This is a genomic window from Mesorhizobium sp. M0306 (assembly GCF_040321655.1).
Lineage (GTDB): Bacteria > Pseudomonadota > Alphaproteobacteria > Rhizobiales > Rhizobiaceae > Mesorhizobium.
The window spans coordinates 1-12,003 of sequence record NZ_JAMYRY010000060.1; the positions used below are offsets into that span (position 1 = coordinate 1).

The following is a 12,003-nucleotide window of genomic DNA, read 5'->3' on the forward strand; positions in this document are numbered from 1 at the left end:
CCTGTCTGGCAATGGCCGATACATTCGCGCCCGGCTTCAGTGTCGCCTCGATCAGCCGCGACTTCGCTTCCGCCGACCAGCGCCGCCGCGGACGCTGCGGGCTTGCCTCCAGTCGGTTGGCAACCGCTTCAAGAACATGGAAACTTCTATCATCAGGCATAGGCGCAGACATAGAAATTGACACTGCAAGCTCCTCGGCTCCTTGCTTCAGTGTCAGTATGTCTCGCTCATCACCTCAAGCCGCGCCAGATGGGGTCAGCTTGGCGCTTACGCTGCACCGCACGATGCTGACGATCTGCCGATCCTGTCTGCCAGCGGCTGATGAGCCCGCCCGGTGTCGGAGCCCTGGTGGCGCTCACCTATCGCTCGGCAGTCGATGAGCCGGGGCGGTTCGCAAAGTCCCGGACCGTTGGCGCTTATTTCGGACTGACGCCCAAGAAATATCAATCCGGTGAAACTGACCTCGACGGCGGCATCAGCCGGGTCGGCGATGGAATGGTGCGAGCCGCGCCCTATGAAGCGGCGCACATCATGCTGACGCGCGCCACGCGGTTCTCCCCCCTGAAGCGCTGGCGATGGACGTGGCGAAGCGGCGCGGCATGGAACGGGCAAAGGTGGCACTGGCCCGCAAGCTCGCGACTGTGCTCCACCGCATGTGGACTGATGCCACTAAATTCCGCTGTGGCAAGGACACGATGCCAGCGTAAAGGAGGAAAACGTGTAGCGAAGCGGGCCGGCATAGGCGCCGCTTCTTCGAGATCCCGTCGCTGGGACGAGGGCCTGGCAAGGTCGGGAGTAGTGCTGTGGATGCTTCGGCAAATCACGCGTCCTAGATTGACCTGCCGGCTCTGGATCTGATGGCATGATGTGGCAGTCTTGGTGCTGACCATGGACGGAAGCATGATCCTGGCGACGTGATAATCACTCGGAGGGACTTGACGGGCGAAGGCCCATTACGGAAGGCACTGCTCTCATCAGTCGTGGCCACCTGCAGGCTAAACGACATCAATCCCGTTGCCTACCTCGCCGAAACTCTCGACGCCATCATCAACGGCCCTCCGCAGAGCCTGACCGAGGAACTCATGCCCTGGCGATTCCGGAAAACGTCAAGCCCAAAAAAGCCTAAACGGTCTGTCTCGATCTCAACCATCAAACGCTGATACTAAACAGCTAGAGAGTTGCTGGAGATAGAGCCTTCTGCCTGGATCGCCACCAGAAGACATAGAGAGCGGCGAGCCAAAGAATCGGCAGAAGCATTAACAGCGAGGCCACAGCCGCGATTGTCGGGTCGATCTCGTTGCGCATGTTCTCCCACATTTTTAGTGGCAAGGTACGGATCGAAAACCCGCTCACCATCGACGAGATGACGACCTCGTCGAAGGAGTGGATGAACGCGAACACAGCGCCTCCGATGATACCCGGCCGGATCAGCGGCAGTGTAACTCGCATGAACGTCTGCAGTGGTCCTGCCCGCATGCTCTGCGCAGCCTGTTCGAGCCGCCGGTCAAAAGTCGCCAGGGTAGCCGAGACGATTACCACGACATAGCAGATGGCCCCAATGCTGTGCGACAGGATTATGCCCGTCTTTGTGCCGATCAACCCAAGATTGACTAGCCCGAGGTAGGCAGCAATGGCGACGACAATGCTCGGAAAAGTGATCGGCGCCAAGAGAACCATGGTCAGAGAGCCACGCAGTTGCGAACGGGTGCGGCTAATGCCGTAAGCGGCAAGCGTCCCGACGATAGTCGACAGGATGGTAACCATAGCGCCGATCTGGACGCTGGTCCACGCGGCGCCGTTCCAGGAGGGATCTTCGAAGAAGGAGCGGTACCACCTCAGTGAAAGGGCCGAGGGCGGCATCTCCAGATAAGTTCCAGCACTGAACGACATGATGATGACGACGACGCCAGGAAACAGCAAATAAATCATCACAAAGATAATGTAGACCGTTTCTAGGATCGACCAGCGGCCTACGGCACCGGCTTGGTAGAGATTGGTCGTCCAGCGCTTAGCCCTGTAACGATCGGCACGCTCACCGAAGTAGCGTCTCAGCGGGACGAATGAGGGTAGCCGACTCTGCCAAGCCCGCTGCGTTCGTTGCGCCATCCGGCCTTGTGTATCTGAAAGATCGAGACCGAACATAGAGAGCACGACACCGGCGACTGCCAATAGAATAAAGGCCGAGGCAGCGACTCGCGCGATGTTAAAGGAGGTCTGGACCTGCGACGCTATGAAAGTCGACAGCATAGCGTCTCCCAACCCTCCCAGGGCGGCCGGCGTGATATAGAAGCCTAGGCAGATCACAAATACTAACAAGGAACCGCTGCGTACGCCAGGCATGCTGAGAGGGAAGAACACGCGCCAGAAGGCGGCAGAAGGCCTTGCACCCATGCTGCGGGCAGCCGCCATCAGCGACCTGTCGATGCCCATCATGACGCTGACCAAAGGCAGGATCATCACGGGCAACATTATGTGAACCATGCTGATATAGACGGCCATACGGTTATAGATGAGCGGCAGCGGACTGGAAATAACGCCACCATTTAGCAACAGAGTGTTGATCAAACCGTGATCGCCGAGGATCACGACCCATGCATAAGTACGCGCCAGGAAACTGGTCAAATACGGGATGATGACTAGCACAATGAGCGTCAATTGCAGGCGCTTGGGGGCAGCCGAGATAAGATAGGCTGTTGGATAGCCTATGATAACGCAGAGGGCCGTGGCCACTGCGCTCACCTCGATCGTCTGAAAAAGCACACGGACATTTGCCGGCTGGCTAAAAAACGCCTGATAGTTAGTGAGCGAGAAGGCTGGCGCATTAACGCTTGCTAGGAAGAGCCGAACCATCGGTATCCCGATCACGACGAGCAGGATGGCGAGCGCCGGTAAAGTAAGTCCGATGGGGATCCGGCCGAGTTTCTGAAGCATCTTCATCCGCGTTGCCCTCTTGGCCGCTCAGTCCGTAACGAAGCGGACGTCGGACCGCAGCCAGTCAAGCCTCACCTCGTCACCCCGTTGGAAGGTATGCTGTCCCGAGGTCACATGCTCACGCACGACGAGAAGGCAGCTCCCCACGCGCACATTATATTTGCGCACCGGGCCGGCATAGATCATATCGTCTACACTGCCAGTGACAAACTGGCGCCGGTCAGCATCGAGCCTCTGCGGCGCCCTCGAAGCAGCAATACCGACACGCTCCGGCCGAATTATTGGGACTGTGCCGGTAGGTTGCGGAGGATCGGATTCGATCTCGAAAGAAGGAGTTTCCAAGAAGTTGGCTTCGCCCACAAAACTTGCCACGAAGCGCGTGACCGGCCGGTCATACAAGGCCTCCGGCGTGTTCGTCTGCTCGATTCGCCCAGCGCGCATGACGATGATGCGATCCGATAATGTGAGCGCCTCTTCCTGATCGTGCGTAACGCAGATAGTTGTGATGCCGAACTCCTCGTGAAGTTTCTTGATCTCGCCCTGCATCTCCTCGCGCAAGTTGCGGTCCAGCGCGCTGAGCGGCTCGTCGAGCAGGAGAACCGGCGGATCTGCGACTAGGGCGCGCGCAAGCGCCACGCGCTGCTGCTGCCCGCCACTGAGTTGCGCCGGCATCCGGTCACCCAGCTCCCCGAGGTGCACGCGCTCAAGTATGCGATCCACCCGCGCTGCCCTCTCGCCAGACTTTATGCCACGCATTTCAAGCGGAAATTCCAAGTTCCTACGCACGGAAAGGTGAGGGAACAGGGCATAACTTTGGAAGACGACGCCCTGGTCGCGCTGGTAGGAAGGGACTGATCCGACGGACTTTCCCGCGATCAAGATCTCACCTTTCGTGGGAGCTTCGAACCCGGCGAGCAGCATCAGCGTTGTGGTCTTGCCCGAACCGCTCGGACCAAGAACTGTCAGGAACTCGCCGCGAGCAACACTCAGCGATACGTCGCTGACCGCCGCGACGGCGCCGTACATTTTGCTTACATTGCGAAATTCAATTTGCGCGCGAGCGTCGGAGTTCTCCAAGTCGTAATCCTTGCCGGCCTCGATGGGACTTCTGACATAGGCGTCCATATAAGTTCTCCAGAGCGACGCGCATGTGACTACCAGATTTTTTGCTGACACAACGGCGGAACAGACTCTACTAGGGCAGAGACGGGCGGCAAACTTGATTAGTATGAATTGATCAGTTCGTCTTGCTGCCCAGATGTGCATCCGAGATTTAAAGTAGGATCCACTGGTTCCAGCGCTCGCGCAGCCGATCGGCGTTGGACAAGCCGCCCGATCCAATATCGCTATACCACTTCATGTTGAGGAAAATGCCGCTGGCCAAGTTGTCGGGGTGGGTCGGTAGTCGACGGCCCCTCTTCTCCGGGATCAGCTTGAATGCATTGCGGTTGACCGGCCCGTAGGCGATCAGCTGAGCGAAAGCCGCTTGATTCTTGGCACGGGTGGCGAATTCAATAAACTTCTGCGCATTGTCCGCATTGGGGCTACCTTTGACTACCCCCCAGTAATCGGTTGTCAACTTTGCCTGATTCCGACTGATTTCAAGGGGAGCGCCCTCGTCGATCAACACACCCGCCCGCCCGTCATAGCAATTTCCGATATCCGCCGCCTTTTCACGCATCATTTGTTGGACTTCCGACCCACTTGTCCACCATTTGCGGATATGCGGCTTGATCTTGTCCAAGCTGGTAAAAACTCGGTCAATGTCCATTGGGTAGAGGGCATCCGCGTTCACGCCGTCCGCCAGGAGCGCTTCCTCCCAAGGGCCTTCAACACCATACTCGCCGGTCTCGAGGGTACGAACGCCGGGAAACTTCTCCACATCCCAGAATTCGGCCCACGAATTCGGCCGCGGCTTGTTAGCGGGAAAATGCTCAGTATTATAGAACATAACCCAGGAATAAACAAACCCAGAGACCCCATATGGCTGTTTAGCAACATCCATTATGGCGTCCAGTTCTTCCTTTTTATAAATGGAGTAATCTATCTTCTCGAGGTAACCTTTCTGAGCCCCTACGAGGCTTGCAGCCGGGCTCAAGGCAACAACGTCGAGCGTGACATTACTCTGCGTCACCATTAGTTCAAGCTGGGGCAAAGTGGCGTCGTCGGTAATCGGGATGACTTTAACCCCCGTCTCGGCCTCAAACGGTTTCACATACGCTTCGATGTTCGCCCTTCCGACATCCCCGCCGTATAGTTGGACTCGGAGCTCGCCCGGAGACTGCGCCCAAGCTCCGCGGCTTACGTATGGCGCCGCGATTGCGACAGTGGACAACGTCGTCAAGAAATGTCTGCGGTTCATAGTTCCTCCTCCTTTGTAGTTTGTTCCAACCGTTTTGTTTCTTAAATATTACATCAGCGTAAGTCTGAATTAATTCAAAAAAGCGGCCATCAATGCCGAAAACATGCGTGTGCCACAATAATGAGAAGTTTTCCTGCGTTATCGACTCGAACTCCTCTGGTCACTGCCCTGGCTCTCGACCGACCGCAGGGCAGTCGAACTGGGTATGCGCATTCAATTTTCCTCGCAGCATATGGTGAGCCGCGGGTGCACCTCACACGGGCACCGAATGTTCCCCGATTGTGGGCATTTAAAAATTCCCCAGATCGGCGGCGGGTTTTTAGCTCGGTGATCAGCCGGTTTGGGGATCGTCGTGTTTCTCCAGCGGCGGTCAGCCCCGCCGTTTTGGCACGGCCGGAAGGTTGGACGGGGACGAGGGCCGCGTGCTCACGCATGCGGTAGCTTGAGCCCTCGATCTGGACGACAACGGCGTGATGAAGGAGCCGGTCGAGCAATGCTGTGGCGACGACCGGACTGCCGAAGATTTCGCCCATTCGGAGAAGCCCGGTTGGAGGTGAGGATCATGGCGCTCTTTTCGTACCGCGCGTAACCAGTTGGAAGAATAGATTGCCGCCACCTGGCGTAACCGGCAGATACCCGATCTCGTCGACGACGAGCAACGAAGCCCGGCAGAGAAAGCGGATGCGTTCGCGCAAGTTGCCTTCGCGTTCGGCCTTGGCGAGCTGGGCGATGAGGTCGGCGAGCGGGATGAATAGACGAGTTTGCCGGCGCGCACCGCCTCGACCCCCAACGCGGTGGCGAGATGACTCTTGCCGGTTCCGGGCGGCCCGAGCAGGTGGACGACCTCGGCGCGGGCGATGAAGTCTAGGAGCCTGTCCAGATAGTCACTGGTCAACTATTGACGAGTCTGATTCAATCTTGGGCTATGAGCAAGTATTTTCGGCCCTGGAATATCGATCAGACGCTGCTTCTTCCAGCGAGCGTGCATGACTTCGTACCGCCAGGCCATGTCTCGCGGTTCATCGTTGAACTGGTGCGTGAGAGCCTTGATCTCAAGGAGATCACGGGCAGCTATGTGAGCGGGCTTGGGCAGCCGCCGTTCGACCCGCGGATGATGGTGGCGCTTCTGCTGCACGGTTATGCGAGCGGGCTGTATTCGTCGCGGCGGATCGCCAGGGCCTGCCGCGAACGGAATGATTTTGTGATGATCGTGGCGCTCGATCCGCCGGATTTCCGGACGATCAGCGACTTCCGCAAGCGGCATTTGAAGGCGCTCGAGGCGCTGTTCGTGCAGGTTCTGAAGCTGTGTGAGACGGCAGGATTGGTCAAACTCGGCCATGTCGCGCTGGATGGCACGAAGATCAAGGCGAACGCGTCGAAACACAAGGCGATGAGTTATGAGCGCATGAAGAAGCGCGAGCTGGAATTGAAAGCCGAAGTCGCTCGCATGCTGGCGGCGGCCGAGGCCGCGGATGCCGAGGAGGACGTGACTTTCGGCAAGGACAAGCGCGGCGACGAGATGCCGGATTGGGCCGGCGACAAGCAGAAGCGGCTGGCCAAGATCCAGCAGGCGATGGCGTCGCTGGAAGCCGAGGCCAAGCTGGCGGCGCAAGAAGAGCGCCGGATCGAGGCCGAAAAAGAAAAGCAGCGCCAGGCCGCAGGCCGCAAGAAGCCTGGCAAACCGGCGGCGGCGCCATCAGAGGAGCCCGATCCCAAGGCGCAACGCAACTTCACTGATCCGGAAAGCCGCATCATGAAGTCGAAGGATGGCTTCGTGCAGGCCTATAATGCGCAGGCTGCCGTGGATGCCCATGGCCAGATCATTGTCGCGCACGACCTGACGCAGTGCGGCAGTGACCAGGGCCAGTTGGTGCCCCTGATCGAGCCCATCGAGAATAATCTCGGGGTCAAGCCAGCGCAGGCCTCGGCGGACTCCGGCTACTGCAGCGAAGCCAATCTCGAAGCGCTCGAAGCGCACGGCATCGACGGCTACGTCGCGCCTGGACGCGCCAAGCACCCGACCGCCGCGAGCGGAAAAGTCGGCGGGCCGCTGACCCAACGAATGCGAGAGAAGATCGACGACGGCGGCTTCGAAACGCCCTATCGATTGAGAAAGCAAGTGGTGGAACCAGTGTTCGGACAGATCAAACAGGCACGTGGCTTCCGCCAATTCCTATTGCGGGGCGTTGAAAAAGTGCGTGCCGAATGGGCAATGATCTGCACCGCCCATAACCTCCTCAAGCTGTTCACCCTCGCAAAGCCCGCCTGAGCCGGCTATCGTGCAACAAGTGCCCGTAGCAATGACCTATCTGGACGGGCTCCTAGTCCAGCCAATGTCATGATACGGTTGCGGTCGAGCGACGGCTGGAACGAGAAGTCGAAGCTGGCCAGCGTCTTGACCACCAGCCGTCGGGCCATGCGCAGCGCCGCCTTGATCCGGCGATTCTCGTGCAGCGACAACTCCTCGAGGAGGAGTTCGTCGAGCGCCTCTATGGTGTCGATCTGCCCCTGCTCCATACGACGCAAGGTGGCATCAAGCATCTCGAGTGCGCGGGGCATCTTCAGCCCGACGAGAGAAAAACTGCAATTAGTCTGAGAATATCAGATATTTATCCTTTATGGACGGGCACTAGGCAGGTCCGCCTTGGCGCAAGTCGGATCAAGGTGAGCCTCTTTCCAACCTAGGCTATTCGGCCTGTGCAGCGTGACTACGAGACTGGAACCCGACAAAATTCTATGCTCAGCTGAGCACGGCGCTTACAGCGCAGGATCGGCGCTTGCGCACGTTGAGACTCAACTGGTCAGGTGCATTTTGGCTTGAATCGCCAGTGTGTTCGAGATAGTGCTACGATGTCGTCGCCCCCGACTCCCGATGGGCGCTCTCCTTGAACAAACCATGTATATTGGGGCGAAAACGGCTAATCGCTGGGGTTGATATGCGGTATGATCGAATTGATGCTCGTATTCTCGAGATAATGCAAAAAAACAATCGGCTGACATCTGAAGTTGTCGGTGAAATGGCTGGCTTGTCTGCTACTGCCTGTCAACGGCGCTTGAAGAGGCTGCGGGCGGAAGGCATAATCGAAGCCGATGTCTCGATCGTGTCGCCGAAGGCGGTTGGCAGACTAGTTCAGATGCTTGTTTTGGTGAGCCTCGAGCGAGAGCGCGCTGACATTATTGATCGATTTAAGAAGGTTATTAAATCGTCACCCGAGGTCGTCAGTGGTTTCTACGTCACCGGAGATGCCGATTTCGTTCTTTACGTGACTGCGCGGAGCATGGAGGATTACGAGCAGTTCACCCGCCGATTTTTCTATGAGAACCCTGATATCAAAGGGGTAAAGACGATGGTGATTATGGACCGTGTTAAAGCCGGATTCGCCGTACCTGTCGAAGAGGCTTCGGAATTCGCGCCGTGATCACCGGATTGCGTATTCCGGCATTACCAGAGGACATCGGACATGTCGCCGGAGAAGCTCCCAGGCGGCCGCAATTCAATCATTGTTCACTCGCCAACGGCCAAGGTGCAGTCGGCGACACGGTAGAGTTCTATTTCAGCATTGTGGAGATTCTGCAGAACTTAAAGCGTTTTTCCAGGCAGCTCTCGATCGCCGCGAGAACAAATTGATTGATCGGGATAGGGGGACGCCTCACGGCGCCGCCCCTCCCACACCACCGGGCATACGGGTCCGTACCACGGCGGTTCGATCGGATTAAGCTTGGGCAGAGACATGGAGTCGAGGGAGACCGAGGGACTCGAAGTAATGGTTGCGCAGGGCCTGTTGGACCGCCGGGTGTCCTGACATGCGCCAGAATCCCGTCGGTGATCCGGCGGCAACCGCAGCTCCGAACTTTGGTACGCCATGACGGCGCAGTTCCTTGAAGCGGTTGTGCCCGTTCCCCCATTGCCGCCAGAGATACATGCGTAGTCTTCGGCGGATCCACGCTTCCAGATGTGTGAGTACTCGAGGCGTCTGACAGAAGCCGAAGTAGCCGCGCCAACCGATAAGGTATGGCTTCAGCTCTTTGATCATCTGCGGCAGACTTACGCCCCGGGTCCGGCATGTCATGTCCCGGATCAGCGTCTTGAATTTGTCGAGGGCCTTCGGCGCGATGCGCCGCTCGTTCCCGTCATTCGAGATGCTGAACCCCAGGAACTTCCGCTCCTCCGGTCGCGCCACCGCGCTCTTTTCCTCGTTGACCTTCAGCCGCAGCTTCTTGGTCAGGAACCGGCTGACGGAAGCCATGACCCGTTCGCCGGCGCGGCGGCTGCGAACATAGATGTTGCAGTCGTCGGCGTAGCGGCAAAAACGGTGGCCACGTCGGGTCAGTTCCTTGTCGAGATCGTCGAGCAGGAGGTTGCTTAGGAGGGGCGAGAGCGGGCCGCCTTGCGGGGTCCCCTCGTCCACCGGACGGACCAGGCCGTCCTCCATCACCCCCGCATTGAGGAATGCACGGATGAGTTTGAGCGCACGCTTATCGGACACCCTGGCGGCGACGCGCGCCATCAGGCTATCATGATTAACCCGGTCGAAAAATCTTTCGAGGTCGAGGTCAACCACGTAGCTGTAACCCTCGGCAATGTAGCATTGCGCTTGGGCTACTGCCTGATGGGCAGAGCGTCCCGGGCGGAAGCCGTAGCTGTGCTCCGAGAACGTCGGGTCCCACTGCTCTTGGAGGACCTGCAGCAGGGCTTGCTGGATCAGTCTGTCGACGACGCAAGGCACGCCGAGTTTTCTGACCCCGCCGTCCGGCTTGGGGATTTCGACCCGCTTGACCGGCTGCGGCTGATAGGTTCCCTCAAGCAATCGAGACCGGATGCTTGGCCAGTGCTCACGCAGGTAGCCCTTGGCGTCGTCGATGGTCATCCCATCCACGCCTGGGCTACCCTTGTTACTTCGAACGCGTTTCCACGCTGTTTCCAGATTCTCTCGGCTACATACCGTCTCCATTAGCTGTTCCGTCCAAGCCGGGCTTTCGGGTGCCGGCTTCGCCACGAGTGGTTCGGCCCCTTGGTAACCGCTGACAGGGGCTTCACCCCGGTCCCTCGGTTCCAGGGCCAGTGAATACTGGGTCTTCTGCCGCTTTCCACTCATGAGTTGCCAGTCCTACTTGCCGCTTCCAATCGTTCGGGCCTTCGGTCATCGTTTCCGGCTCGGCCTATCCATTTGCTCCGCCTTTCGGCCTTGGAGTGCCTCACTAGCCTTGCCGACAGCATCACCTACTACGCCCTCTGCTGACTCCTGCATCACGGTCAGGTCACCTTGCGGTTCCCTCAGTTCCGAAGTCGGAACATGACGCAGGCCTCCCCAGGTAAGCTCAATCGCCTTCCCCGCGCACCTGCCGGATCTACAGCCCTGCCCCTTGATGGATATGGACTTCGCGACACGTTGCCCGCTCGTCCGGCCAGGGATGCCTCGTATCCGGTTTCTGTTCGTCAGGTCGCGGTTTTGCTCCACGCTTCCTTCAGACACCACCTCGCGGTAATGCCCTTGCGCTTTGCTAAGCCTTCACCTCCATCAGGTTGGCTAAGGGACTTTCACCCCCAAGCGGTTGAACATGCTGGGCACACAACTAAACCGCTGCCGCGGTAGCTGATGCGCGGGTCTGGCCTGAGGAGGCCCCTGTCTGAGAAGATTTGGTGTCGAGCCAAACGCAGAGGGCTTATCTGGGCCATCTGGGATTCTCCTGGCTGGAAGGTTCAACTGGGATACGAAGAGGTGCGCGCCTATCAGGCCCACTTGGTGGGCCGAAGGGTCTCGTGGGGCGCGTTGAACCAGACCGTTTGCGCCTTGCGTTTCTTCTACGGCGTGACGCTGGGTCGATCTGATCTGCCTGAGCGGATCGCTTACGCCCGGACGCCGCGCAAGTTGCCGGTCGTGCTGAGCGCCGATGAGGTGGTCGGCTTTCTGCAGGCCGTGAAGGGGACGAGGAACCGGGTCGCTCTGATGACCACCTATGCGGTAGGCTTACGCGCTGCGGAGGCGGCGCGTCTGCAGGTGACGGACATCGATAGCAGCCGGATGGTCATTCGCATCGAGCAGGGCAAGGGCGGCAAGGACCGCTATGTAATGCTGTCGCCGCAGCTGCTGGACATTTTGCGCGTCTATTGGCGGTTGACCAAGCCGGGGCGATGGCTATTTCCCCGGCGCGATGGCCGTGGCCCGATCCACCCGCAGACCTTGGGGATCGCCTGTCGAGCAGCCTGCGAGTTCCTGGGCGTTGAGAAGCGGGTGACGGTGCACACGCCACAGCTTCGCCACCCACCTTTTGGAAGCCGGCACGGACATAAGGATCATTCAGGTGCTGCTGGGCCATCGCAGCTTGGCGACGACGACCCTGTACGCCCAGGTCTCAACGGCTGTGATCGGCCGGACCGCCAGTCCTTTTGACAACTCCACATGGAGATCACGCCGCCCGGCTGAGCCGCGCGCCATGCGCCCGGATCTGGAAGTGGCGGATGTATTCCACCGTCACGGGGCTGATTATCGCCGCGACCATGCCGGCCATCTCGGGCGTGTCGAGAGCCGGGTCATGGCCGCGGTGGAGGCGTGCCGGACCGCGGCCCTGGGCGGTCACGCCGAACACTGCACCGACTGCGGCTTCGTGCGGCAAGCCTATAACTCCTGCCGCAACCGCCACTGCCCTAAGATCCTATGGGCTGGTGGATAGCGACCTGCCGTCGGCAGAATGGCGTTGCTAAACCCACT

The 12,003-nt window shown here is 59.0% G+C and carries 8 protein-coding genes and 6 pseudogenes; 7 read left to right on the forward strand and 7 right to left on the reverse strand.

Translation table 11 applies throughout. The features are described 5' to 3' along the window. Positions 1–300: 300 nt before the first annotated feature. Positions 301–707: pseudogene (locus NKI95_RS33300) on the forward strand (transposase); the annotation flags it as partial. Between the two features lie 273 nt (positions 708–980). After that, positions 981–1,160, forward strand: coding sequence for a transposase domain-containing protein (locus NKI95_RS33305; protein ID WP_352722082.1), 180 nt, complete (start codon positions 981–983; stop codon positions 1,158–1,160). 10 nt (positions 1,161–1,170) lie between these two features. Here the strand turns inward: NKI95_RS33305 and NKI95_RS33310 are convergent, their stop codons facing one another. From NKI95_RS33310 to NKI95_RS33330, 5 genes and pseudogenes are all read right to left on the reverse strand, one after another. After that, positions 1,171–2,937, reverse strand: coding sequence for an ABC transporter permease subunit (locus NKI95_RS33310; RefSeq protein ID WP_352722070.1), 1,767 nt, complete (start codon positions 2,935–2,937; stop codon positions 1,171–1,173). 21 nt (positions 2,938–2,958) lie between these two features. Continuing rightward, the gene (locus NKI95_RS33315; protein WP_502909288.1) at positions 2,959–3,957 is read right to left on the reverse strand and encodes an ABC transporter ATP-binding protein; all 999 of its coding nucleotides are present in this window, start codon (positions 3,955–3,957) and stop codon (positions 2,959–2,961) included. A gap of 247 nt (positions 3,958–4,204) precedes the next feature. Continuing rightward, entirely contained in the window at positions 4,205–5,293 is a 1,089-nt protein-coding gene (locus NKI95_RS33320) for an ABC transporter substrate-binding protein (RefSeq protein WP_352722074.1), read from the reverse strand. 89 nt (positions 5,294–5,382) lie between these two features. Then, positions 5,383–5,988: pseudogene (locus tag NKI95_RS33325) on the reverse strand (ATP-binding protein). A gap of 110 nt (positions 5,989–6,098) precedes the next feature. Further along, positions 6,099–6,188: pseudogene (locus NKI95_RS33330) on the reverse strand (hypothetical protein); the annotation flags it as partial. 30 nt (positions 6,189–6,218) lie between these two features. Between NKI95_RS33330 and NKI95_RS33335 the strand changes: the two are divergent. After that, positions 6,219–7,562, forward strand: coding sequence for an IS1182 family transposase (locus NKI95_RS33335; protein WP_352722076.1), 1,344 nt, complete (start codon positions 6,219–6,221; stop codon positions 7,560–7,562). A gap of 50 nt (positions 7,563–7,612) precedes the next feature. Here the strand turns inward: NKI95_RS33335 and NKI95_RS33340 are convergent. After that, a pseudogene (locus NKI95_RS33340) lies at positions 7,613–7,852 on the reverse strand (ATP-binding protein); the annotation flags it as partial. A 377-nt stretch (positions 7,853–8,229) separates the two neighbouring features. Between NKI95_RS33340 and NKI95_RS33345 the strand changes: the two are divergent. Then, positions 8,230–8,712, forward strand: a complete 483-nt coding sequence (locus NKI95_RS33345) for an Lrp/AsnC family transcriptional regulator (protein WP_352722078.1) — start codon at positions 8,230–8,232, stop codon at positions 8,710–8,712. Next, positions 8,709–8,921, forward strand: a complete 213-nt coding sequence (locus NKI95_RS33350) for a hypothetical protein (RefSeq protein WP_352722080.1) — start codon at positions 8,709–8,711, stop codon at positions 8,919–8,921. Before NKI95_RS33345 ends, NKI95_RS33350 begins: the two co-directional genes overlap by 4 nt. 85 nt (positions 8,922–9,006) lie before the next feature. Here the strand turns inward: NKI95_RS33350 and ltrA are convergent, their stop codons facing one another. Beyond that, the gene (gene ltrA, locus NKI95_RS33355; protein ID WP_502909287.1) at positions 9,007–10,389 is read right to left on the reverse strand and encodes a group II intron reverse transcriptase/maturase; all 1,383 of its coding nucleotides are present in this window, start codon (positions 10,387–10,389) and stop codon (positions 9,007–9,009) included. 606 nt (positions 10,390–10,995) lie between these two features. On the opposite strand from ltrA, the pseudogene NKI95_RS33360 reads away from it, so the two are divergent. Both NKI95_RS33360 and NKI95_RS33365 read left to right on the forward strand, forming a co-directional pair. Then, positions 10,996–11,718: pseudogene (locus NKI95_RS33360) on the forward strand (tyrosine-type recombinase/integrase); the annotation flags it as partial. Positions 11,719–11,728: 10 nt separating this feature from the next. Continuing rightward, a pseudogene (locus NKI95_RS33365) lies at positions 11,729–11,944 on the forward strand (transposase zinc-binding domain-containing protein); the annotation flags it as partial. Positions 11,945–12,003: the final 59 nt, after the last annotated feature.